The 24,384-nt window shown below is 71.1% G+C and carries 18 protein-coding genes and 1 tRNA gene; 13 read left to right on the top strand and 6 right to left on the bottom strand.

The window, feature by feature from the left end:
* Positions 1-414 precede the first annotated feature (414 nt).
* Positions 415-1,275, top strand: coding sequence for a class I SAM-dependent methyltransferase (locus G6W55_RS33185; protein WP_175524405.1), 861 nt, complete (start codon positions 415-417; stop codon positions 1,273-1,275).
* A gap of 105 nt (positions 1,276-1,380) precedes the next feature.
* Positions 1,381-3,903, top strand: coding sequence for an ATP-dependent helicase HrpB (gene hrpB / locus G6W55_RS33180; RefSeq protein ID WP_175524404.1), 2,523 nt, complete (start codon positions 1,381-1,383; stop codon positions 3,901-3,903).
* On the opposite strand, the gene G6W55_RS33175 is transcribed toward hrpB, so the two are convergent.
* From G6W55_RS33175 to G6W55_RS33165, 3 genes are all read right to left on the bottom strand, one after another.
* A complete protein-coding gene (locus tag G6W55_RS33175; RefSeq protein ID WP_175524402.1) occupies positions 3,893-4,885 on the bottom strand; it encodes a DUF3068 domain-containing protein in 993 nt (330 codons plus the stop codon). The two genes, hrpB and G6W55_RS33175, sit on opposite strands and share 11 nt — an antisense overlap.
* A gap of 21 nt (positions 4,886-4,906) precedes the next feature.
* On the bottom strand, positions 4,907-5,041 hold the full coding sequence (locus G6W55_RS33170; RefSeq protein ID WP_107419060.1) for an SPW_0924 family protein: 135 nt from the start codon (positions 5,039-5,041) through the stop codon (positions 4,907-4,909).
* Positions 5,042-5,188: 147 nt separating this feature from the next.
* Entirely contained in the window at positions 5,189-6,931 is a 1,743-nt protein-coding gene (locus G6W55_RS33165; protein ID WP_175524401.1) for a lytic transglycosylase domain-containing protein, read from the bottom strand.
* Between the two features lie 244 nt (positions 6,932-7,175).
* Between G6W55_RS33165 and G6W55_RS33160 the strand changes: the two genes are divergently transcribed.
* Positions 7,176-8,039, top strand: a complete 864-nt coding sequence (locus G6W55_RS33160; protein ID WP_175524400.1) for a DUF4184 family protein — start codon at positions 7,176-7,178, stop codon at positions 8,037-8,039.
* A 760-nt stretch (positions 8,040-8,799) separates the two neighbouring features.
* Here G6W55_RS33160 and polA read toward each other — a convergent pair.
* Complete coding sequence (gene polA / locus G6W55_RS33155; protein WP_175524399.1) at positions 8,800-11,526, bottom strand: DNA polymerase I; 2,727 nt, start codon at positions 11,524-11,526, stop codon at positions 8,800-8,802.
* A gap of 166 nt (positions 11,527-11,692) precedes the next feature.
* Between polA and G6W55_RS33150 the strand changes: the two genes are divergently transcribed.
* From G6W55_RS33150 to G6W55_RS33120, 7 genes are all read left to right on the top strand, one after another.
* On the top strand, positions 11,693-13,972 hold the full coding sequence (locus G6W55_RS33150) for an FdhF/YdeP family oxidoreductase (RefSeq protein WP_175524398.1): 2,280 nt from the start codon (positions 11,693-11,695) through the stop codon (positions 13,970-13,972).
* A 50-nt stretch (positions 13,973-14,022) separates the two neighbouring features.
* Complete coding sequence (locus G6W55_RS33145; RefSeq protein WP_175524397.1) at positions 14,023-14,514, top strand: PaaI family thioesterase; 492 nt, start codon at positions 14,023-14,025, stop codon at positions 14,512-14,514.
* A gap of 800 nt (positions 14,515-15,314) precedes the next feature.
* The gene (locus tag G6W55_RS33140; RefSeq protein WP_175524396.1) at positions 15,315-16,547 is read left to right on the top strand and encodes a branched-chain amino acid ABC transporter substrate-binding protein; all 1,233 of its coding nucleotides are present in this window, start codon (positions 15,315-15,317) and stop codon (positions 16,545-16,547) included.
* A 112-nt stretch (positions 16,548-16,659) separates the two neighbouring features.
* On the top strand, positions 16,660-17,589 hold the full coding sequence (locus tag G6W55_RS33135; protein WP_175524395.1) for a branched-chain amino acid ABC transporter permease: 930 nt from the start codon (positions 16,660-16,662) through the stop codon (positions 17,587-17,589).
* Positions 17,590-17,594: 5 nt separating this feature from the next.
* Entirely contained in the window at positions 17,595-19,424 is a 1,830-nt protein-coding gene (locus G6W55_RS33130; RefSeq protein WP_375372496.1) for a branched-chain amino acid ABC transporter permease, read from the top strand.
* A gap of 5 nt (positions 19,425-19,429) precedes the next feature.
* Positions 19,430-20,296: an ABC transporter ATP-binding protein gene (locus tag G6W55_RS33125; RefSeq protein WP_175524394.1), complete on the top strand. Its 867-nt coding sequence runs from the start codon at positions 19,430-19,432 to the stop codon at positions 20,294-20,296.
* A complete protein-coding gene (locus tag G6W55_RS33120) occupies positions 20,293-21,009 on the top strand; it encodes an ABC transporter ATP-binding protein (protein ID WP_175524393.1) in 717 nt (238 codons plus the stop codon). Before G6W55_RS33125 ends, G6W55_RS33120 begins: the two co-directional genes overlap by 4 nt.
* 66 nt (positions 21,010-21,075) lie before the next feature.
* On the opposite strand, the gene G6W55_RS33115 is transcribed toward G6W55_RS33120, so the two are convergent.
* Positions 21,076-21,732, bottom strand: coding sequence for an ANTAR domain-containing response regulator (locus G6W55_RS33115; protein ID WP_030791532.1), 657 nt, complete (start codon positions 21,730-21,732; stop codon positions 21,076-21,078).
* Positions 21,733-21,831: 99 nt separating this feature from the next.
* On the opposite strand from G6W55_RS33115, the gene G6W55_RS33110 reads away from it, so the two are divergent.
* From G6W55_RS33110 to G6W55_RS33100, 3 genes are all read left to right on the top strand, one after another.
* Positions 21,832-21,906 (top strand) — tRNA-Leu (locus G6W55_RS33110).
* 105 nt (positions 21,907-22,011) lie between these two features.
* Positions 22,012-22,767, top strand: a complete 756-nt coding sequence (locus G6W55_RS33105; protein ID WP_175524392.1) for a helix-turn-helix domain-containing protein — start codon at positions 22,012-22,014, stop codon at positions 22,765-22,767.
* 84 nt (positions 22,768-22,851) lie between these two features.
* Positions 22,852-23,631 (top strand): helix-turn-helix domain-containing protein, encoded by a 780-nt coding sequence (locus tag G6W55_RS33100; RefSeq protein WP_175524391.1) that lies wholly within the window; start codon positions 22,852-22,854, stop codon positions 23,629-23,631.
* Positions 23,632-23,635: 4 nt separating this feature from the next.
* Here the strand turns inward: G6W55_RS33100 and G6W55_RS33095 are convergent.
* The coding region (locus G6W55_RS33095; RefSeq protein ID WP_254876542.1) for a pyruvate kinase at positions 23,636-24,384 on the bottom strand (749 nt) is incomplete at its 5' end.

The following is a 24,384-nucleotide window of genomic DNA, read 5'->3' as shown; positions in this document are numbered from 1 at the left end:
GCGGGGTGGTGGCGGTGGTCTCGGTGCTGCTCGTCATGTGGGAAAGGGCTCCGGTTACGGACAGAAAGTCGTAGGTACTGCTACGCCGGGAGCCCGTATCGCTCTGATGAAGCCGGACAGCCAAGGAGGCACCCCACCGGGAATCCGGTGATGGCACCTCGACAACCGAGGGGACATACAACAGATGCGAGCGCAGCCTGCTACGTCTGAGGTGCGCAGGCCCGCAGCGCAACTTGTAGCATACGGGGGCAGCCGGGCAGGGTCAATGCGCGAAGGCGCACACCCGGGGCGGATCGCCGCATTCCCGGCACACAATCAGTCTTCCGAGGCCACGCAGGCCGCAGAAGCACCCTCCGGCGACACCCGTGCGGCGCCGTCGGGCGGGTTGCACGGAAGAGTACGACGAGGGAGCCCATCATCCAAGAGCCCGCATCGTCCGCGTTCACCACAGGGCCGCACTCCGGGCACGCCCCCGGGCCCGCCGCCGAGCCGGAGGCCACCCGGCGTGACGCCGGGGTCACGGAGAGCGCCCGCGCCAACCGGGGCTGGTGGGACCGCAACGCCGACGAGTACCAGACCGAGCACGGCACCTTCCTCGGGGACGACCGGTTCGTATGGGGTCCCGAGGGCCTCGACGAGGTGGAGGCCGAGCTGCTCGGCCCGCCGGAGGACCTCAAGGGCAAGGAGGTCCTGGAGATCGGCGCCGGCGCGGCCCAGTGCGCGCGCTGGCTGGCCGCGCAGGGCGCCCGTCCGGTCGCCCTGGACCTCTCCCACCGCCAGCTCCAGCACGCGCTGCGCATCGGCGGCGGGTTCCCGCTGGTGTGCGCGGACGCGGGCGCGCTGCCGTTCGCGGACGGCTCCTTCGACCTGGCCTGCTCGGCGTACGGGGCGCTGCCGTTCGTCGCCGATCCGGTGCGGGTGCTCGGGGAGGTGCGCCGGGTGCTGCGGCCCGGTGGCCGGTTCGTGTTCTCGGTGACGCATCCGATCCGCTGGGCCTTCCCGGACGAGCCGGGCCCGGAGGGGCTGACCCTCTCCTCCTCCTACTTCGACCGCACGCCGTACGTGGAGCAGGACGAGAACGGCCGCGCGGTGTACGTCGAGCACCACCGCACGCTGGGCGACCGGGTCCGCGACATCGTGGGCGCCGGGTTCCGGCTGGTGGACCTGGTCGAGCCGGAGTGGCCGGCCTGGAACAGCTCGGAGTGGGGCGGCTGGTCCCCGCTGCGCGGGAACCTGATCCCGGGCACGGCGATCTTCGTCTGCGCCCGCGACTGACCGCTCGTCACACTGTGGCGCGCGCTCGTCACACCGTGGCGCGCGCGTGCGAGCCCGTACGCGCGCGTAGAGGGCCCTTTCCGGGCGTACGACACTGGGGGCGTGATGCTCCGTGACGACGCCCTGGGCGCGCTGCCCGTACGGGCCGCCCTGCCCGCGCTGGACGACGCCCTGGACCGGCACGGCGCGGCCGTGCTCGCCGCGCCGCCGGGCACCGGCAAGACGACGCTGGTGCCGCTGGCCCTGGCCGGGCTGCTGGGCGAGGGGCCCGCGCGGCGGGTGGTCGTGGCCGAGCCGCGGCGGATCGCGGCCCGTGCGGCGGCCCGCCGGATGGCGTGGCTGCTGGGCGAGCGGCCGGGTGAGAGCGTCGGGTTCACGGTGCGCGGGGAGCGGGTCGTCGGCCGGCACACGCGGGTGGAGGTCGTGACGACGGGTGTGCTGCTCCAGCGGCTCCAGCGCGACCAGGAACTGGCGGGCGTCGACGCCGTGATCCTGGACGAGTGCCATGAGCGGCATCTGGACGCGGACACGTCGGCGGCCTTCCTGTGGGACGTGCGGGAGGCGCTCCGCCCCGAGCTGCGGCTGGTGGCCGCGTCCGCGACGACCGACACCGAGGGCTGGGCGCGGCTGCTGGGCGGCGCGCCGGTGGTGCGCGCGCACGGGACGTCGTACGACGTGGAGGTGGTGTGGGCCCCGCCGGTGCGGCCGGTGCGGCCTCCGCACGGCACGCGCGTGGATCCGGAGCTGCTGGCGCACGTGGCGTCGGTGGTGCGGCGGGCGCTGGCCGAGCGGCCGGGGGACGTGCTGTGTTTTCTGCCGGGGGTCGGGGAGATCGCTCGGGTCGCGGCGCTCCTGGGCGACCTGGGCGGGGTGGAGGTGCTCCAGGTGCACGGGCGGGCGCCGGCCGCCGTGCAGGACGCGGTGCTGGCGCCCGGCGGGCGGCGCCGGGTGGTGCTGGCCACGTCGGTCGCGGAGTCGTCGCTGACGGTGCCGGGGGTGCGGGTGGTCGTGGACTCGGGTCTGGCGCGGGAGCCGCGGGTGGATCACGCGCGCGGGCTGAGCGCGCTGACGACCGTGCGGGCGTCTCGGGCGGCGGGGCGGCAGCGGGCCGGACGCGCGGGGCGTGAGGGGCCGGGCGCGGTGTACCGGTGCTGGGCGGAGGCGGAGGACGGCCGTCTGCCGTCGTTCCCGGCCCCGGAGATCAAGGTGGCCGATCTGACGGCGTTCGCCCTTCAGGCGGCCTGCTGGGGCGATCCGGACGCCTCGGGTCTCGCGCTGCTCGATCCGCCGCCGTCCGGGGCGATGGCGGCGGCGCGGGCCGCGCTGACGGCGGTGGGAGCGGTGGACGGCGCGGGCCGGGCCACCGCGCGGGGGCGGCGGCTGGTGCGGCTGGGGCTGCATCCCCGGCTGGGGCGGGCGCTGCTGGACGCGCCGGGGCCGGGGGCCGAGGTGGTGGCCCTGCTGTCCGAGGAGGCGCCGCGCGCGTACGGGGACGATCTCGCGGCCGCACTGCGGACGGCGCGGCACGGCGGTGACGCGTACGCGCAGCGCTGGCGGCGTGAGGTGCGGCGGCTGAGAAGCGCCGCCGTCGGTGATGGGTCAGGGGGAGCCTCCGGGGAGGTGGCGGAGAAAGCCCTTTCCGGTGGGGTCGGCGGTGACGACCGGGTGGCTGGGCTGGTCACCGCCCTCGCCTTCCCCGAGCGGGTGGCCAGGCTCGACGGCGGCTCGTATCTGATGGCCTCCGGCACCCGGGCCGATCTGCCGGAGACCTCGCCCTTGCGGGGCGCCCCGTGGATCGCGGTCGCCGTGGCGGACCGTCCCGTGGGCCGGGGTCACGCGCGTGTGCGGCTCGGGGCCGTCGTCGACGAGGACCTCGCCCGGCGCGCGGCCGGCTCGCTGCTGGACACGCGCGAGGAGGTCCACTGGGCCGACGGGGACGTCGTGGCGCGCCGGGTGGAGCGGCTGGGGGCGATCGAGCTGGCCGCGCGGCCGCTGCGGGACCCCGACCCGGCGCTGGTCCGGGAGGCGCTGCTGACCGGGCTGCGCCGGGAGGGGTTCGGGCTGCTGCGCTGGTCCGCGGGCGCCCTGGTGCTGCGGCAGCGGCTGGCGTTCCTGCGGCTGCACCTGGGCGAGCCCTGGCCGGACGTCTCGGACGAGGCTCTCCACGCGCGCGTGGACGAATGGCTGGAACCGGAGCTGGGCCGGGCCCGGCGGCGGGCGGATCTGGCCCGTCTCGACGCCGGGGCGGCGCTCGGCAGGCTGCTGCCGTGGGCGTCGGGGGACGCGGCCCGGCTGGAGGAGCTGGCGCCGGAGCGGATCACCGTACCGAGCGGGTCCGCGGTCCGGGTCGACTACGGCGATCCGGAGCGGCCGGTGCTGGCGGTGAAGCTCCAGGAGATGTTCGGCTCGCGGGAGTCGCCGCGGCTGGCCGGGGTGCCGGTGCTGGTGCATCTGCTGTCGCCGGCGGGGCGTCCGGCCGCCGTGACGGCCGATCTGGCGTCCTTCTGGCGGGACGGCTACAAGGGCGTGCGGGCGGAGCTGCGCGGCCGTTATCCGAAGCATCCGTGGCCCGAGGACCCGGTGACGGCGGAGCCGACCCGGCGCACCAACGCCGCGCTCAGGCGCTGACCGGCTCGGCGGGCCGGGCGGTGTCGGGCGCGGGACCGGCCGGGCGTCTGCCGCGCGCCTCCAGCCAGAGGGCGAGGGCGAGGAGCAGGCCGCCCAGGGTGAGGAAGCCCCACGGGAGGTAGGAGGTCAGCAGCAGGACCAGGGTGCGGTTGTGCTTGACGAGGGCGACGGTGTGCTCGATGTAGTCCTCGCGCATCTTCACGTGCCCGGCGAACGCGGTGACCTTGTCGCGGTCGCCGAGGAGGGTGCCGCCGCGCAGTTCCTCGCGGTGGATCTCCTCGCCGTAGACGGGGGCGCCGGTGAGGGGTTCGACCCAGAATCTGCGGACGGTGGTGTACCAGCGGGTGGTGCCGGTCTCGGCGACGGTCTCGCGGGTGATGCCCTGGACGGGCAGGGTGCGGGGCATGGGGACCTTGGTCCAGGGGACGGTCTGCTCGAAGTAGTAGACCGGGACGCCGCGGAAGTCCCGGGTGCCCTTGTAGTGGATGGGGGCGGTGCTGCGGGCCTGGGCGTCGAAGTACTGGTAGTCCCGTTTCTCGGTCAGGAACGGCCATTTGAACTCGATGCCCTCGCGGCGGACGGGGTCGCCGTCGACCGCCTCGCCGGTGGCGTGGACGGGTTCCTGGGTGTGGGCGTCGAAGATGTAGCGCTCGGGGACGCTGGAGACCATGGCGCCGTCGGGGCCCAGGACGTGGGAGAGGCCGTCCCAGACGACGACGTCGCGGCCCGCGGTCCGTTCGATGCGCTCGGAGGCTTCCACGTTCCCCTTGAGGGTCTGGACGATCGTGATGCGGGGGACGGTGCGGGCGGTCATGGTGCCGTAGTCGAGGAGGGTGGCGTCCTTCGCCTCCAGGACCATGGTCTGGTACTCGTTCGCCGGGACCTTGGCCAGGCGCGGGAAGGCGTACCAGCGCAGCAGTGGGGACAGGGCCGTGCAGAACACGGCGAGGGCGAGCAGGACCAGGCCGGCCTTGCGGCGCATCTCGGCCTCCCTCCCGGGCGGTTACGGGTGTGCGGGCACCGTCGTCAGCAACGGTTTCGGGGAGGTCTTCCCGGTGGGGGTGCCGAGCGCGGTGAGGGCGAGGACGAGCGCGAGCGCGGCGGCGAGTCCGGTGGCGGCGGCGATCAGGGCGCGCATACGGACCTCCCGGGGCCGACGGAACGTCATCTGACAGGGTGTCAGGTGCGGCACCGTAGCAACGGGCGGGTGAGATGAGAACAGGCCGGACGGCACGACGGCGCCCCTCCGTCGGGAGGGGCGCCGTCGTGGCGTACGGGGAGCGGACTACGAGGTGCTGGGCTCGGGGCTCGGGTCGGCCGGATCCTGGGACTCGCCGGGGTCCGGGCTCGGTGTCGTGGGCTCCGGGGCGGTGACGGTGAGGTCGAGCGTGAGGGTGGCGCCGCCGGTGGTGGTGACGCGCAGCAGGTAGGTGCCGGCGGTGTCGTCCGCGTACAGCTTGGGGAGCTTCAGCAGGCCGTCGGCGTCGGTGCTGAGCGTCCAGGTGCGGACCGGGTTGCCGTCGGCGTCCTTGAAGTAGGGGCCCTTGTCGTTGGTGGTGGGCTCCTCGGCCGAGGTGATCAGGGTGGCGGTGGCGGCGACCTTGTCCGCGGCGGCGCCGCCGTAGGTGGCCTTCAGCTCGATCTCCTCGGCGAACTCGCCGCCCACCTCGCAGGTCAGGTCCGTGGTGGCGGCACGGGTGAGGGTGTCGGCGGCGCGCTCGGTGACGGTGGCCCGGTAGGTGACGGCGGTGACCGTGCGACCGACGACGGTGGCGCGCACGGTGAACGCGCCGGTCTTCTCGCCCGCCCGGAGCGCGGGCGCGGACGCGACGCCCTTGCCGTCGGTGACGACGGTGGCGACGCTCTCGCCGCCGGCGAAGGTGGCGTCGGTGTCACCGGTGATGGTGAAGCGGACCCTGACCTTGGCGACGGCCTTCCCGGCCGCCGTCTCGGTACGGGTGCCGATCCGGGCGGTGAACGCGTCGCCCGCCATGGCGGTGAGCGGGGCGGTGCCCGCGTCCTCCAGGTGGTGGACGGTGTCGGTGGGCGTCGCGGGCGGCTTCGGGGTGGCCGGCGGGGTGCTCGGCTCGGCGGGCGTACCCGGCTTGTTCGGCTTGTTCGGCTTGCCGGGCTTGTGCGGGGCCGCGGGGGTGGCCGGGGTGCGGGGTGTGGTGCCGCTGTCGTCGTCGCTGCGGTTGGACGGCACGGAACCGGTGCCGTCCGGGATCTCGTGGCTGCCCTTGCGGTAGTACTCCAGCCACGAGATGACGGTGTTGTAGTAGTCCGTCGAGTTGTTGTAGCTGAGGATCGCGCTGCGCAGCCCGGACGAGGTGGACATGTCCCAGCTATAGCGGCACAGGTAGTGGCCGGCGGCGAGCGCGGCGTCGTAGATGTTGTTGGGGTCCTTGCGGCCGTCGCCGTTGCCGTCGCGGCCCGCCCACTCCCAGGTGGAGGGGATGAACTGCATGGGGCCGACGGCGCGGTCGTAGGTGCTGTCGCCGTCGTAGGCGCCGTTGTCGGTGTCGCTGATGTTCGCGAAGCCGACACCGTTGAGGACCGGGCCGAGGATCGGGGCGAGGGTGGTGCCGTCGGCGGAGACGCGGCCGCCGCGGGCCTGGCCGGACTCCACCTTGCCGATGGCGGCGAGGAGTTGCCAGGGCAGGTTGCAGCCGGGCTTGGACTGCGCCAGCTTCGCCTCGGCCTTCTTGTAGGCGTCCAGGACGGTCGCGGGGATGCCGGCCTCGGAGCTGCCGGTGCCGGCCGGTGTGGTGCCGGTGCTCGCGCTCGGGGCGGGGTTCGGGCTGTTGAGGGGCGGCAGGTCCGTGTAGTACGGCGAGTTGCCGGTCGCGCCGTCGGCGGTGGCGGGGCCGGGGTCGGCGGCCGGGGCGTCGGTGGTGGTCTGTCTGCCCGCGCTGTCGGCCGTGACGTCGGGTGCCTGGGACGCGGCGAGTGCCGCGACGGCCAGGGCTGCCACGGTGGTGTTGACCGCCCCCTTGCGCAGCCTGCTGCCGAAATACGCCGACGACATGAAGTGAACCCCTCCCGTGGGACGCCCGGCGCCCCTGCCGCTGTAGCTTTCTGCTCTTGTGACGATCAGCCCGCCCGGTGGGTTGCGTCCGGCGGCGTGTCGCACGGCAACCCAGGCGACCCTACGACAACTTCTTTTGCCCCGGCACCCGTTCGGGTTCCGATTTCACGGAACCGCCCCACGCCCGCGCCGCGTCGTGATCAAGGGACCGTCCGGTCCGCCGACCCTCGCCCCGGGAGCCGTGGTGCCGTTCACCCTCAGTCATGCGGCGGCCGTGCTGCCCGGCGTGCGCACCGACGGGACCGGCCGCGGCCGGCTGGTGCCCGCCGTTCTCGTGGCGGGCAGCTTCGCGCCCGATCTGACCTACTACGCGGCGAGCGTCCTGGACGACGCGATGCGGTTCGGTGACGTCACGCACTCCTTCGCGGGCGTGTTCACCGTCGATGTGCTCATCGCCGTCGGCCTGGTGGGGCTCTGGCTGCTGGTGCGGGAACCCCTGGTGGCGCTGCTGCCGCGCGCTCGCCAGGGCAGGACGGCCGCGCTGACCCGCTGCGGCCGGCCCCGCGCGCGGGTCAGCCCGTCGACGGCCCTGTGGTGGTACGCCTCCGCCGTGCTCGGCGCGCTGACGCATGTGGTGTGGGACGCCTTCACGCACCTCGACCGCTGGGGCATGCGGCTGTTCCCGGTCCTCGGCGAGACGATCGCGGGCTCGCCGCTGTACTGGTACCTCCAGTACGGCGGTTCGGCGGTGGCGGCGGTCGTGATCGCCGTGTTCCTCACGCGCGCGGTGCGCAGCACGCCGGACGGGCCGCCGGACGGGGTGCCCGCGCTGTCGGTACGGGACCGGTGGTGGGCCGCGGCCGTCATCGGCGGCTGCGCGCTGGTCGCGGCGGTACGGCGGGCGACGCGGTGGTGGGAGTACTGGGGCCAGCGGGAGGCCAAGCCGTGGGAACTGATCCCGACGCTCTGCTTCGGAGCGGGCGCGGGACTGCTGCTGGGCGTACTGCTGTACGCCGCCGGCGTCCGCCTCCGGCGCCCGGCCACCCGCCCCGACGTCGCCGCCGGACGGCCGGTGGAGGTCACGGCCGGCGAGCGGGGCGCTCCGTAACGGTCATCGGTACGACGAAGACACGGATCCTGCGTGTCCTCCGTCTCCGCCGACGCATGCCGAGGGCGAGTTCCAAGCGGCCCCGAACCACCTCGAACCCGAGCCGGCAAACGCGACGCACGAGACGCCCCAGGCGTACGACGGGCCTCGAGGCGGCGCGCAGAACCGTACCGGTCGTCCTGGGGACACGGGGCGTGGCGACGCCGGGCGCAAGGGCGGCCATCGGACGCCACACCGGACCGTTGAGGGACGACCCGGCGTCCGCAGTGACGTGAACGCGTGCGTGTGCCGTCCGGCGGTGAAGCATGCGTATACCCATGCGGGCATCCTCCCGGCCCCGCCCCCCGGACGACGGATTTGCGGGGCCACGCGGGTGAGACGGGGGCGACGACCGGATCACCCCGAGCCGGGGCTGGCGCCGGGCACCCATCCGAACCCGAGGCTGAGGGCAGCGCCCCGACCGCCCCCAGGCCGGGGGCCAAGGCCCCGCCCGAGGCCACCGCGGCCCGAGGACCGAAGTCCGAGCCGGGGCCCGATCTGGACCCGAGGCCAAGGCCCCGCCCGAGGCCGGAAGCCGGCGCCCGAGGCCACCGCGGCCCGAGGACCGGAGCCCGAGGTCCGGAGCCGGAGCCCGATCCGAACCCGAGGCCCGGGGGCCGCCCCGGGCCCGAGGCCGGGGCCGGGGCCGGCCGGGGCCCGACCGGGGCCGGGGGCCAGGGGCTGGGGCGGCACCCGGGCTCTGCCGCTCGGCCGCCGGAGGCTAGTGTGCCGCCGATTCCCAGTCCGGGCCCGCGCCCACCGAGACGTCCAGGGGGGCCCTCAGGTGGACCGCGTCGGACATTTCGCGGCGGAGGAGGTCTTCGACCGTCTCGCGTTCGCCGGGGGCGACCTCCAGGACGATTTCGTCGTGGACCTGGAGGAGCATCCGGGAGCGCAGGTCCGCGGCGCGGAGCGCGGCGTCCACCTTGAGCATGGCGATCTTGACGATGTCCGCCGCCGTGCCCTGGATCGGTGCGTTGAGGGCCATGCGCTCGGCGGCCTCGCGGCGCTGGCGGTTGTCGCTGTTGAGGTCGGGGAGGTAGCGGCGGCGGCCGAAGAGGGTCGCCGTGTAGCCCGTCGCCCGCGCCTCGTCCACCGCGCGGCGCAGATAGTCGCGGACGCCGCCGAAGCGTTCGAAGTAGGCGTCCATCAGGGCGCGCGCCTCGCCCGCGTCGATGTTGAGCTGCTGGGACAGGCCGAACGCCGACAGGCCGTACGCCAGGCCGTAGGACATGGCCTTGATCTTGCGGCGCATCTCGGCGTCCACGGCGGCCGGTTCGACGCCGAAGACCTGGGCGGCGGCCGTGGTGTGCAGGTCCTCGCCGGAGGTGAACGCCCGGATCAGGCCCTCGTCCTCGGAGAGGTGGGCCATCACGCGCAGTTCGATCTGGCTGTAGTCGGCGGTCAGCAGGGACTCGAAGCCCTCGCCGACGACGAAGCCGCGGCGGATCGCCCGCCCCTCGTCGGTGCGGACCGGGATGTTCTGGAGGTTGGGGTCCGTGGACGACAGCCGCCCGGTCGCGGCGACCGTCTGGTTGAAGGTGGTGTGGATCCGGCCGTCGGCGGCGATCGTCTTGATCAGGCCCTCGACGGTGACCCGGAGCTTGGCCTGCTCCCGGTGCCGGAGCATGATCACCGGCAGTTCGTTGTCGGTCTGGCCGGCGAGCCAGGCGAGGGCGTCGGCGTCGGTGGTGTAGCCGGTCTTCGTCTTCTTTGTCTTCGGCAGCCCCAGCTCGCCGAAGAGGACCTCCTGGAGCTGCTTGGGCGAGCCCAGGTTGAACTCGTGCCCGGCCGCCGCGTGCGCCTCCTTCACCGCCTGCTGGACGGCACCGGCGAACATCTGCTCCATGGCCTCCAGATGGCCGCGGTCGGCCGCGATGCCGTGCCGCTCCATCCGGGCCAGCAGTGCGGAGGTGGGCAGCTCCACGTCCCGCAGCAGGTCGGTCGCGCCGACCTCCTCCAGCCGCTCCCGGAACGCCTCGCCGAGGTCCAGGATCGCGCGGGCCTGCACCATCAGGGCGTCGGCCTCGGCGCCGTCGTCCGCGCCGAAGGCGAGCTGGCCGTCGGCCGTGGCGGCGGGGGCCAGCTCACGGTGCAGATACTCCAGGGACAGCGCGTCCAGGTCGAAGGAGCGGCGGCCCGGCTTGACCAGGTAGGCCGCGAGCGCGGTGTCCATGGCGACACCGGCGACGGACCAGCCGTGCTCGGCGAACACGCGCATGGCGCCCTTGGCGTCGTGCAGCACCTTGGGGCGGTCCTCGGCGGCCAGCCACGCCGCCCAGGTGTTCTCGTCGGACTCGTCCAGCTCGGCGGGGTCGAACCAGGCGGCCGCGCCGTCCGCGGCGGCGAGCGCGACCTCGGCGACCGAGCCGCTGCCCAGCGCCCAGGTGTCGACCGTGGTCACGCCGAGGGTGCCGGTGCCGTGCTCGGTGAGCCAGGCGGTCAGCTCGCCGGTGCCCAGGACCGTGCCGTCCACCGCGACACCGCCGCTGACGGGCGGGGCCGCCTCGGCCTCCTCGGCGCCGGGGTCGACGGCGAGGAGCCGCTCGCGCAGCGAGGGGTTCCTGATCTCCAGGGTGTCGAGGACCATCGCGACGGCCGTGCGGTCGTACGGGGCGCGCTCCAGGTCGGGGACGGCCTTGGGCAGCTCGACCGTGCGGACCATCTCGGTGAGCCGGCGGTTGAGCTTGACGGCCTCCAGGTGGTCGCGGAGGTTCTGGCCGGCCTTGCCCTTGACCTCCTCGACGCGCTCGACCAGCTCGGCGAACGAACCGAACTGGTTGATCCACTTCGCGGCCGTCTTCTCGCCGACGCCCGGGATGCCCGGCAGGTTGTCGGACGGGTCGCCGCGCAGCGCCGCGAAGTCGGGGTACTGGGCGGGCGTCAACCCGTACTTCTCGAAGACCTTCTCCGGGGTGAACCGGGTCAGCTCCGAGACGCCCTTCGTCGGATAGAGGACGGTGGTGTGTTCGGACACGAGCTGGAAGGAGTCGCGGTCGCCGGTGACGATCAGCACCTCGAAGCCCTCGGCCTCGGCCTGGGTGGCGAGCGTGGCGATGACGTCGTCGGCCTCGAAGCCGTCGACCGCGAACCGCGAGACGTGCATCGCGTCGAGCAGCTCGCCGATCAGCTCGACCTGGCCCTTGAACTCGTCGGGGGTCTTGGAGCGGTTCGCCTTGTACTCGGTGAACTCCTCCGAGCGCCAGGTCTTGCGGGAGACGTCGAAGGCCACCGCGAAGTGCGTGGGCGCCTCGTCACGCAAGGTGTTGGCGAGCATCGACGCGAAGCCGTAGATCGCGTTCGTCGGCTGGCCCGTCGCGGTGGTGAAGTTCTCCGCGGGCAGCGCGAAGAACGCGCGGTAGGCCAGCGAGTGCCCGTCCATGAGCATCAGGCGTGGGCGGCTGGCGCCGGCGGGGGTGTCGGTCTTCTTCGCTGCTGTCTCTGCCACGCCCCCGATCCTGCCACGCCCCACTGACAGTCGGCGCCGGCCACCGGACGGCGGCGATGTCCGTGACCCGTGCGAGGATCGAATACGCAGACGAGCAGAGGCAGACAGAACCCGGCCGCGAGCGCATGCGTGGGCGCGGCGACGGCTGGTCGAAGGAGAGCGCGCGATGGCAACGAAGCCGCCCAAGGCCGATCCGGTCCAGGACGCTCCACAGGTCGCCGAGCCACAGCACGCGGCGGCGGGACTGACCGCCATCGGGCACACCCTGCGGATCGCCCAGCAGCAGATGGGGGTGAGGCGCACCGCGCTGACCCTGCTGCGGGTGAACCAGAAGGACGGCTTCGACTGCCCCGGCTGCGCCTGGCCCGAGCCGGAGCACCGGCACGCGGCGGAGTTCTGCGAGAACGGCGCGAAGGCCGTGGCCGAGGAGGCGACCCTGCGCCGGGTCACCCCGGAGTTCTTCGCCGCCCACCCGGTCGCCGACCTGGCCGGCCGCAGCGGCTACTGGCTGGGCCAGCAGGGCCGGCTCACCCACCCCATGTACCTCCCCGAGGGCGGCACGCACTACGAGCCCGTCACCTGGGAGCGCGCCTTCGACATCGTCGCCGAGGAGACGGCCGCCCTCGCCTCGCCCGACGAGGCCGTCTTCTACACCTCGGGCCGCACCAGCAACGAGGCGGCGTTCCTCTATCAGCTCTTCGCGCGCGAGCTGGGCACGAACAACCTGCCGGACTGCTCCAACATGTGCCACGAGTCGTCGGGCTCGGCCCTGTCGGAGACCATCGGCATCGGCAAGGGCAGTGTCCTGCTGGACGACCTGCACCGGGCGGACCTGATCATCGTCGCCGGGCAGAACCCCGGCACCAACCACCCGCGCATGCTCTCCGCCCTGGAGCGGGCCAAGTCGGGCGGCGCGAAGATCATCAGCGTCAACCCGCTGCCCGAGGCCGGTCTGGAGCGGTTCAAGAACCCGCAGACCCCCAAGGGCCTCACCACCGGCGCCGCGCTCACCGATCTGTTCCTCCAGATCCGCATCGGCGGCGACCAGGCCCTCTTCCGGCTCCTGAACAAGCTGGTCCTGGAGACCGAGGGCGCGGTCGACCGGCAGTTCGTCGACGCGCACACCCACGGCTACGAGGAGTTCGCCGCGGCCGCCCGGGCCGCCGACTGGGACGAGACGCTCGCCGCGACCGGCCTCACGCGCGCGGAGATCGAACGGGCCCTGGAGATGGTGCTCGCCTCCGAACGCACCATCGTGTGCTGGGCGATGGGCCTGACCCAGCACAAGCACTCCGTGCCGACCATCCGCGAGGTCGTCAACTTCCTTCTGCTGCGCGGCAACATAGGCCGCCCGGGCGCCGGCGTGTGCCCGGTGCGCGGCCACTCCAACGTGCAGGGCGACCGCACCATGGGCATCTTCGAGCGCCCCGCCCCCGCCTTCCTGGACGCCCTGGAGAAGGAGTTCGGCTTCGCGCCCCCGCGCGCGCACGGCTTCGACGTGGTCCGCGCCATCCGCGCGCTGCGCGACGGCGAGGCCAAGCTGTTCTTCGCCATGGGCGGCAACTTCGTGTCGGCCTCCCCCGACACCGACGTCACCGAGGCGGCCATGCGGCGCGCCCGGCTGACCGTGCACGTGTCGACCAAGCTCAACCGCTCGCACGTCGTCACGGGCGCGCGGGCCCTGATCCTGCCCACCCTGGGCCGCACCGAGCGTGATGTGCAGGGCGGCGGCGAGCAGTTCGTGACGGTCGAGGACTCGATGGGCATGGTGCACGCCTCGCGCGGCCGGCTGGCGCCCGCGAGCCCGCATCTGCTGTCCGAGCCCGCCATCGTCTGCCGGCTCGCCCGCCGGGTCCTCGGCGAGAACAGCGGGACGCCGTGGGCGGAGTTCGAGAAGGACTACGCGACGATCCGTGACCGCATCGCGCGCGTGATCCCGGGCTTCGAGGACTTCAACACGCGCGTGGCCCGCCCCGGCGGCTTCACGCTCCCGCACGCCCCGCGCGACGAACGCCGCTTCCCGACGGCCACCGGCAAGGCCAACTTCACCGCCGCGCCCATCGAGTACCCGGAACTGCCCGAGGGCCGTCTGCTGCTCCAGACGCTGCGCTCGCACGACCAGTACAACACCACCGTCTACGGCCTGGACGACCGCTACCGGGGCATCAAGAACGGACGGCGGGTCGTCCTGGTCAACGCCGAGGACGCCCGCGCGCTCGGGTTCGCCGACGGCGCGTACGTCGATCTGGTCGGCGAGTGGCGGGACGGCGTGGAGCGGCGGGCGCCCGGCTTCCGCGTCGTGGTGTACCCGACCGCGCGGGGCTGCGCGGCCGCGTACTACCCGGAGACCAATGTGCTGGTGCCGCTGGACGCCACGGCGGACACCAGCAACACCCCGGCCAGCAAGTCCGTCGTGGTCCGTCTGGAACAATCGGCCACCGACTGAGCGTTTGCTCAGTGACGGCAGGACATGATCGACGAACGGAGCCGGGCCCCATGGGCGAGCAGCAGCACGTGAAGTTCCCGCAGGAGGTCCTCGACGAGTACAGCGCCCTCGGTGTCGACCTGGTGGCCCTGTTCTCCGCGGGCCACCTCGGCAACCGGATGGGCGTACAGATCGTCGAGGCCGCCGCGGACCGGGTGGTCGGCACCATGCCGGTCGAGGGCAACACCCAGCCCTACGGCCTGCTGCACGGCGGCGCGTCCGCGGTGCTCGCCGAGACCCTCGGCTCGGTCGGCGCGATGCTGCACGGCGGCACCTCCAAGATCGCCGTCGGGGTCGACCTCAACTGCACCCACCACCGGGGCATCCGCTCCGGCCTGGTCACCGGCGTCGCCACGCCCGTGCACCGGGGGCGGACCACGGCGACGTACGAGATCGTGATCAGCGACGAGCAGGACCGCCGGGTGTGCACCGCCCGGCTGACCTGTCTGCTGCGCGACCTGAAGGCGGACGACGCGGCCCCGGCGGGCGGCGCGACCGGCTGAACCGCGTAGGCCCCGGCGGGCGGGGCGGCCTGACGCAGGGGTACGACCGCGGGAGGGGCCGGGCGGAGCAAAAGGGTCAACGGGCCGGTGAGTTGACCCGCCGCGCGGCCCCCACGAGTCGTGTCGCGCGTACGGCTCGGGCGTCGGTGGGCGCCGTGGAAACGCGGGGGATGCGCGAAGTACCCTTGCGCTCCGTGGTGTTGCGGGTCTCCTGACCCCTCCCGAGCGGCACACATCCCCTCACACCCCGCCGCGCCCTCCCCGACCGGCCGCGGCCGCACCGCCGTTGCGGACCGCGTTGCGGACCGATCCCGGTTCCGCCCGCACGATCGTCATCGCGCCGAGCGTCCCGGAATGCGGAAATGCGTCGGAGAACGCCGGCCTTCCTTTCCTGGGCGTAACTCTACGTAATGTGCACGCAATACAGGTTCCCCGTTTCACTCCGGGGCGGCGATATGCACAGGGCTTCTCCCAGGTCCCACAAGTCGCCTACAGCAACGATTTAATGTCACCACCAAAACCCTTGAGACGCCTGAACTCCCCGGTGGACGTCCTGCGCGTTCTCACTATGTGGACAGGGCGAATCGGCCTGAAATTCGCTGTTCCACCCGCCAAGTACCGCTCTGCATTACCTCGTGTCATAACAAGAGAGTCACAGCCTTGGTCAGACCCTCCTCGGTCTTCCCTTCACCCGCTTAGAGTCACGCCCAGTCACCGCACGGCTGGAATACCTCTTCGGCCAACAGCGCTCGACTCGGGCTCTTCCAGGGGGGAGGGCCGCCCAGGGAAAGGACTGGAACGTGCGTCAACGTTCTCTCATCGCCATCACCGCCGTGCTGTCCGCCGGAGCTCTCACCCTCACCGCCTGCGGTTCGCGCGACGACAGCAGCGACGGCAGCGGCGGCGGTGGCAAGACCACGGTCGTGATCGGCCTCGACGCCCCGCTGACCGGCGACCTGTCCGCACTCGGGCTCGGCATGAAGAACTCCGCCGACCTGGCCGCCAAGACGGCCAACAAGGAGGAGTACGTCAAGGGCGTCGAGTTCAAGATCGAGGCTCTCGACGACCAGGCGCAGCCCTCCGTGGGTCAGCAGAACGCCGGCAAGTTCATCAGCAACAAGGACGTCCTCGGCGTCGTCGGCCCGCTGAACTCCAGCGTCTCGCAGCAGATGCAGAAGCCGTTCAACGACGCCGGCCTCACCCAGGTCTCCCCGGCCAACACCGGCACGGAGCTGACCAAGGGCGACGGCTGGAAGACCGGCAACCCGGTCCGCCAGTTCAAGACCTTCTTCCGCACGGCCACCACGGACGAGATCCAGGGCGCCTTCGCCGCGGACTACCTGTTCAACAAGGCCAAGCTCAAGAAGGTCTACCTGATCGACGACCAGAAGACCTACGGCGCCGGCCTCGCCGCCTCGTTCAAGACGAACTTCACCAAGCTCGGCGGCAAGATCGTCGGCACCGACCACATCAACCCCGACGACCGTGACTTCAACGCCGTCGTGGCCAAGATCAAGAAGACCGGTGCCGAGGCCCTGTACTACGGCGGCGAGTACCCCGCCGCCGCACCGCTGAGCCAGCAGCTCAAGGACAGCGGCCAGAACATCCCGCTCATGGGCGGCGACGGCATCGTCTCCACCGACTACCCCGTGCTCAACAAGAAGGCCGCGGGCGACCTCGGCACCTCCGTCGGTGAGCCGGTCGAGAAGCTCGACTCCGCCAAGAAGTTCATCGACAGCTACAAGGCCGCCGGCTACGAGGACCCGTACCAGGTGTACGGCGGCCTCACCTACGACGCCACCTGGGCCATCATCGAGGCCGTCAAGCTGGCGGTCGAGGGCAACGACGGCAAGGTTCCGTCCGACGGCCGCAAGGTCGTCCTGGACGCCATGAGCAAGATCAAGTTCGACGGCGTCACCGGCCCCATCTCGTTCGACGAGTTCGGTGACACCACGAACCACACCATGACCGCCTACAAGATCGACAAGAACGAGTGGGCTCCGGAGTACAGCGGCACCCCCAAGGTCGGCTGAACGAAGGACGGATAGGGACGCCCCCCTCCCACATTGATCCAGGCCGCGCGGGAAGCGCCCACCAGCGCTCCCGCGCGGCGCCATATCCGAACCACTCCACGGAGGCCCTGCGGTGCACGAACTGCCGCAACAGCTGGCCAATGGACTCATCCTCGGCGCGATGTACGGACTCATCGCGATCGGCTACACGATGGTCTACGGCATCGTCCAGCTCATCAACTTCGCCCACGGCGAGATATTCATGGTCGGGGGCTTCGGAGCCCTCACCGTCTGGCTGGTACTTCCCGCCGGCTTCGCCCTGGGCGCAGCCATCCCCCTCATGATCATCGGCGGTGTCCTCGTCTCCGTGGCCGTCGCCACCGCGGCGGAACGCTTCGCCTACCGCCCCCTGCGCGGCGCACCACGACTCGCGCCCCTCATCACCGCCATCGGCCTGTCCATCGCCCTCCAGCAGGCGGTCTGGATGTGGTACCCGGACGCGAAGAAGGACCACCCCTTCCCGCAGTTCGAAGGCGGCCCGATCGACGTCTTCGGCGCCAACATCCAGCGCGGCGACCTCTTCGTCCTCGTCGCCGCCCCGCTCTGCATGATCGCCCTCGGCCTGTTCGTCACCAAGACGCGCTCCGGCCGCGGCATGCAGGCCACCGCCCAGGACCCCGACACCGCCAAGCTGATGGGCGTCAACACCGACCGCATCATCGTCATGGCCTTCGCCATCGGTGCCGCGTTCGCCGCCATCGCCGCCGTCGCCTACGGCCTCAAGAACGGCCAGGTCGGCTTCCGCATGGGCTTCCTGATGGGCCTCAAGGCCTTCACCGCCGCCGTCCTCGGCGGCATCGGCAACATCTACGGCGCCATGCTCGGCGGAATCGTCCTCGGCGTCGCCGAGTCCCTCGCCACCGGCTACGTCGGCGACATCCCCGGCATGGAACTCTTCGGCGGCGGCGCCTGGAAGGACGTGTGGGCGTTCAGCCTCCTCATCCTCGTCCTGCTCTTCAGGCCCCAAGGCCTGCTCGGCGAACGCGTCGCGGATCGGGCGTGATACCCATGACCACCGACATCCCCATGGACAACACCACCGACACCACCAAGGTGTCCACCACCGAAGCCACCCCGATCATCCCGCTCCCGCAGGCCCTGGCCCGCGGACTGACGGTCGCCGGCTCCGCCCTCGCCCTCATCGGCACCTTCCTCGCCTGGACCTGGACCCAGGAATTCCCGGGCAACCTGACCGTCACCGGCTACCCCGGCGGCCTCCAGATCCTCACCCTCTTCGGGTCCCTGCTCACCCTGCTGTTCGCCCTCGCCGGATACGGCATCCGCGGCCTTCGCTGGCTCACCCCCGGCGGCAAGAACAGCCCCGTCCTGCTCGCCGCCCTCGGCGTGCTCGGCACCACCGGCTACACCATGGCCGCCATCAGCCAGGAACTCGGCGGACTGGTCAACCTGGAGCCCGGCGCCTGGGTCTCCGGCATCGGCGCACTCGTCGCCGTGATCGGCGCACTCGGCCTCCCCGCCGACCAGCCCTACGACGCGGCGGACCCGACCCCCAGCCTCTGGGGCCGCATCCGCCACTCCCTCACCGCCCCCGACCCCGGCCGCGCCAGGGAACTCCCCTCCTGGGTGGAGATCCTGATCATCGCCGGAGGCTTCGGCGTCGGCCTGTACGTCTTCGCCTACGGCATCGGCACCGAGTACTCCGAACTGTTCATCGGCTTCCTCATCGTCGCCGCGTTCGGCTTCACCGCCGTCACCCGCGCCGGACTGCTGAAGCGGCTCTCGGCCCTCACCGCCAAGCACCGCAACGTCACCCTGGGCGCGGCGTTCGCCGCGGCGATCTGCTTCCCCTTCACCCAGACCAACGACCAGTTCGCCCTCATCGGCGCGAACATCCTCATCTTCGCCACGGTCGCCCTGGGCCTCAACGTCGTCGTCGGCCTCGCCGGCCTCCTCGACCTCGGCTACGTCGCCTTCCTCGGCGTCGGCGCCTACGCCGCCGCGCTGGTCTCCGGCTCCCCCGCCTCGACCATCGGTGTCCAATTCCCCTTCTGGGCCGCCGTTCTCACCGGCGCCGCCGCCTCGCTGATCTTCGGCGTGGTCATCGGCGCCCCGACCCTGCGACTGCGCGGCGACTACCTCGCCATCGTCACGCTCGGCTTCGGTGAGATCTTCCGCATCACCATGAACAACCTCAACGGCAACAGCGGACCGGACATCACCAACGGCTCCAACGGCATCCCCCAGATCCCCGACCTGGAGATCTTCGGATTCAACCTCGGAGTCCCGCACACCGTCCTCGGCCACGAGCTCACCCGCTCGGCCAACTACTACCTGCTGATGCTGGTGTTCACAGCCGTCGTCGTGATGGTCTTCCGCCGCTCCGCGGAATCCCGCATCGGCCGCGCCTGGGTCGCCATCCGCGAGGACGAGACCGCCGCCACCGCCATGGGCATCAACGGCTTCCGCCTCAAGCTCCTCGCCTTCGCCCTCGGCGCCTCCCTCGCCGGCCTCGCCGGCACCGTCCAGGCACACGTGTCCTACAGCGTCACCCCCGAGCAGTACCAGTTCGCCGGCTCCGTACCGCCGAACTCGGCCTTCCTGCTCGCCGCCGTCATCCTCGGCGGCATGGGCACCATCAGCGGCCCCCTCATCGGCGCCGCACTGCTCTACCTCATCCCGGCCAAGCTCCAGTTCATGGCGGAGTACCAGCTGCTCCTCTTCGGCATCGCCCTGATGCTGCTGATGCGCTTCCGCCCCGAAGGCCTGGTCGCCGACCGCCGGAAGCAGCTCGAATTCCACGAGACCGGACAGCTCGACGTACCGGAGGACAAGCCGTTGCCCGAAGGCGCGACCGGCGTCGCGAAGGCAGGGGCGTGACCGCCATGACCACCACCGCACCCACCACCACAACGGTCCTCGACGCCACCGGTGTCACCATGCGCTTCGGCGGACTCACCGCCGTCCGCGACGTGAACCTCACCGTCAACAGCGGCGAGATCGTCGGCCTCATCGGCCCCAACGGCGCCGGCAAGACGACCTTCTTCAACTGCCTGACCGGCCTCTACGTGCCGACCGAGGGCAAGGTCGCCTTCAAGGGCACCGTCCTGCCCCCCAAGCCGCACCTGGTCACCCAGGCCGGCATCGCCCGTACGTTCCAGAACATCCGGCTCTTCGCCAACATGACCGTTCTGGAGAACGTCCTGGTCGGACGGCACACCCGCACCAAGGAAGGCCTCTGGTCCGCCCTCCTGCGCCTGCCCGGCTTCAAGAAGGCCGAGGACGAGTCACGGGCCCGGGCCATGGAACTCCTCGAGTTCACCGGCCTCGCCGCCAAGGCCGACCACCTCGCCCGCAACCTGCCCTACGGCGAACAGCGCAAGCTGGAGATCGCCCGGGCCTTGGCGAGCGAACCCGGTCTGCTGCTGCTCGACGAACCGACCGCCGGCATGAACCCCCAGGAGACCAGGGCAGCCGAAGAACTCATCTTCGCCATCCGGGACAAGGGCATCGCCGTCCTCGTCATCGAGCACGACATCCGGTTCATCATGAACCTCTGCGACCGGGTCGCCGTCCTCGTCCAGGGCGAGAAGATCGTCGAAGGCCCCGCCGAAGTCGTCCAGGCCGACGAACGCGTCATCGCCGCCTACCTGGGCACTCCCTTCGAGGGCGCCCCGGGCGACGCCGAAGCCGCCGAAGTCGAGGCTGCGGAGGCCGAGGCGCACAGCACCACGGAAGGGGACGACAAGTGACCGCACTGCTGGAGGTCGAAGACCTCAGGGTCGCCTACGGCAAGATCGAGGCCGTCAAGGGCATCTCGTTCAAGGTGAACGCGGGCGAGGTCGTCACCCTCATCGGCACCAACGGCGCCGGCAAGACCACCACCCTGCGCACCCTCTCGGGCCTCCTCCAGCCCCTGTCCGGCGACATCAGGTTCGACGGCACATCGCTGAAGAAGATCCCCGCCCACAAGGTCGTCTCGCTGGGACTCGCCCACTCCCCCGAGGGGCGGCACATCTTCCCGCGCATGACGATCGAGGACAACCTCCGCCTCGGCGCCTTCCTCCGCAACGACAAGGAAGGCATCGAGAAGGACATCCAACGCGCCTACGACCTCTTCCCCATCCTCGGAGAACGCCGCAAGCAGGCCGCGGGCACACTCTCCGGCGGCGAGCAGCAGATGCTCGCCATGGGACGGGCCCTGATGTCCCGGCCGAAACTGCTCATGCTCGACGAGCCCAGCATGGGCCTCTCCCCGATCATGATGCAGAAGATCATGGCGACCATCCAGGAGCTGAAGTCCGCGGGCACCACCATCCTGCTCATCGAGCAGAACGCCCAGGCCGCGCTCTCCCTGGCCGACCACGGCCATGTCATGGAGGTCGGCAAGATCGTCCTCTCCGGCACCGGCCAGGACCTGCTCCACGACGAGTCGGTCCGCAAGGCGTACCTCGGCGAGGACTGAGCACGCCGCGACACGACGGAGGCCCGCCTCCCCCTGCCGGGGGAGGCGGGCCTCACTTCTCTCGTCTCAGCCCTTCGCGGCCTTCTTCTCCTCGGCGTCCTGGATGACCGCCTCGGCGACCTGCTGCATCGACATCCGCCGGTCCATCGACGTCTTCTGGATCCACCGGAACGCGGCCGGCTCCGTCAGCCCGTACTCCGTCTGAAGGATCGACTTCGCCCGGTCCACGAGCTTGCGCGTCTCCAGCCGGAGCGTGAGGTCCGCGACCTCGTTCTCCAGCTCCTTCAGCTCCGTGAACCGGGAGACGGCCATCTCGATCGCCGGCACGACATCGCTCTTGCTGAACGGCTTCACGAGATACGCCATCGCACCCGCGTCCCGGGCCCGCTCCACGAGGTCGCGCTGCGAGAACGCGGTGAGCATCAGCACCGGGGCGATGCGCTCCTCGGCGATCTTCTCGGCGGCCGAGATGCCGTCGAGCTTGGGCATCTTCACGTCGAGGATCACGAGGTCGGGCTTGTGCTCACGGGCCAGCTCGACGGCCTGCTCGCCGTCACCGGCCTCACCGACGACGCTGTAGCCCTCCTCCTCCAGCATCTCTTTGAGATCGAGCCGGATCAGGGCCTCGTCCTCGGCGATGACGACACGGGTCGTCAGCGGAGGCACGTGCGACTTGTCATCATCGGGCGCGTCCACGGGCTGGGGCGACTCGGGGGCGGTCACGGGGGCTCCTCGTTCAGGGCAGGGGTACTGCTGACAAGAGCCTACCTAGCTGCGGTAAGGTGGGTGCGCGAGGGGTTGCAGTTTCCCTTCCTTTCTAAGGCCCCAGTACTCCAACTGGTTAGAGAGGCCGTTCTCAAACAGCGGACAGTGTGGGTTCGAATCCCACCTGGGGCACTTTTCCTTCAAATCCAAGGTTGCCTCGAAAAGCGGATGTCCACGTTCTCGTGAACATCCGCTTTTTGCTGCACGGCGCGGCGATCACTCTCGCAGAGTGTTCACATGTACGACGTCAGCACCCGCAAGCGAGCACTCGCCCTCGTCACACAGGGCCGCAGCCTCAACTCCGTGAGCCGGGAGACTGGCATCTCCCGTTCCGCGATCCGCTCTTGGCAGCACCGACTGAACCCGTTGCCCCGAATGACCCCACCCGATCCCGGCCCACCCGCCGATGAATCCGCGTACTCCTACCTACTGGGGCTCTACCTGGGCGACGGCTGCATCAGCGCACATCCGCGGAGCGGCTACTACCTGCGCATCGCCTGCGCTGACGCATGGCCCGGACTCATCCAGGAGTGCCGGGAGGCCATCACCCGCGTACGCCCGGGCATCGGCGTCTGCGTTCTGCAAAAGCAGGGGTGCGTCATGGTGACCTCCTACTCCCGGCACTGGCCCCTCCTCTTCCCCCAGCACGGCGCGGGCAAGAAGCACGACCGCAAGATCGCACTCGCGCCCTGGCAGCAGGAGATCGTCGACGCACATCCCTGGGAGTTCATCAAGGGACTCATCCACTCGGACGGCTGCCGCATCACCAACTGGACCGAGAAGACCGTCGGCGGGGAGCGTAAGCGCTACGAGTACCCCCGGTACTTCTTCACCAATGTCTCCGACGACATCCGGAAGCTCTACACCGACACCCTCGACAAGCTGGGCGTCGAGTGGACTCAGTCCGCGCGGAACGGATGCGCGTTCAACATCTCCGTCGCCCGCAAAGCCTCCGTCGCCCTCATGGAGGCACACGCGGGGCCCAAGCTCTGACCCGCCGTCAAGCGGAGGATCACGTTCGCGTGCCCCTCCTCCATTTGCCGTATGCGGTCACGATCGGTGACGCAGAGTGGCCGCATGGAACAGCACAACCCTTCGATTCGAGCCCAAGCCGTCGCTCTCACGCGCCAGGGCGTTCCCAATCGGCTCGTCGCCGAGCGCCTGAACGTCCCACGCGGCACCGTCGGCTGGTGGCGCAGCGAAGACCGCAAAGCCCGTGGCGAGACGTATGAACAGCTCACGGACTGCCCCCAGTGCACCGGCCGCAAGTTCGATGAGATCGCATACGCCTACCTGCTCGGCCTGTACCTCGGCGACGGCCACATCGTGTCGAAGCCCAAGCAGCACCACCTCTCCGTCTTCTGCAACGCAACGCAGACCGGCCTGATCGCTGCAGCCGAGGAAGCCATGCGCAAGGTCATGCCGCTCCCGAGCGTCAGCCGACGTCACAGGGGCGGCTGCGTCGAGGTGAAGTCGTACACAAGGCACTGGATCTGCATGTTCCCCCAGCACGGCCCCGGCAAGAAGCATGAGCGGCGGATCGTCCTCGAACCCTGGCAGCAGGACATCGTCGATGCTCACCCCTGGGAGTTCGTCCGGGGGCTCATTCACTCCGATGGGTGTCGGATCGTCAACTGGACGACTCGCACCGTTGGTGGGGTGCGGAAGCGGTATGAGTATCCGCGGTATTTCTTCACCAACGTGTCCGACGACATCCGGCAGCTCTACACCGGCACCCTCGACAAGCTGGGCGTCGGGTGGACCCACTGCACACGGGGCGGCGATCCGTACAACATCTCCGTCGCCAAGAGGGCGCATGTTGCCCTGCTCGACGCCCACGTCGGGCCCAAGTACTGACCCCCTACTTCGGGCTGTCGTCCTCGCCGATGTGGTGGACTCGGACCAGGTTGGTGGAGCCGGTGACGCCGGGGGGTGAGCCGGCCGTGATGACGACGACGTCGCCCTTTTCGCAGCGGCCGTATTTGAGGAGGAGGTCGTCGACCTGGTCGACCATCGCGTCGGTGGAGTCGACGTGGGGGCCCAGGAAGGTTTCCACGCCCCAGGTGAGGTTGAGCTGGGAGCGGGTCGACGGTTCGGGGGTGAAGGCGAGGAGGGGGATCGGGGAGCGGTAGCGGGAGAGGCGGCGGGCCGTGTCGCCGCTCTGGGTGAAGGCGACGAGGAAGCGTGCGCCGAGGAAGTCGCCGATCTCGGCGGCCGCGCGGGCCATGGCGCCGCCCTGGGTGCGGGGTTTGTTGCTGTCGGTGAGCGGCGGGAGCCCCTTGGCGAGGATGTCCTGTTCCGCGGCCGCGACGATCTTGGACATGGTGCGGACGGTCTGGACGGCGTACTTGCCGACGCTGGTCTCGCCGGAGAGCATCACCGCGTCGGAGCCGTCGATGACCGCGTTGGCGACGTCGGAGGCTTCCGCGCGGGTGGGCCGGGAGTTCTCGATCATGGAGTCGAGCATCTGGGTGGCGACGATCACCGGCTTGGCGTTGCGCTTGGCGAGTTTGATCGCGCGTTTCTGGACGATCGGCACGAGTTCGAGGGGCATCTCGACGCCGAGGTCGCCGCGGGCGACCATGATGCCGTCGAAGGCGGCGACGATGT

It is taken from the genome of Streptomyces sp. CAI-85 (genome assembly GCF_013363615.1).
In the GTDB taxonomy this organism is placed as follows: domain Bacteria; phylum Actinomycetota; class Actinomycetes; order Streptomycetales; family Streptomycetaceae; genus Streptomyces; species Streptomyces antibioticus_B.
Note: the sequence above shows the minus strand (reverse complement) of the source record. Positions and strands in the feature narration are given on the sequence as shown.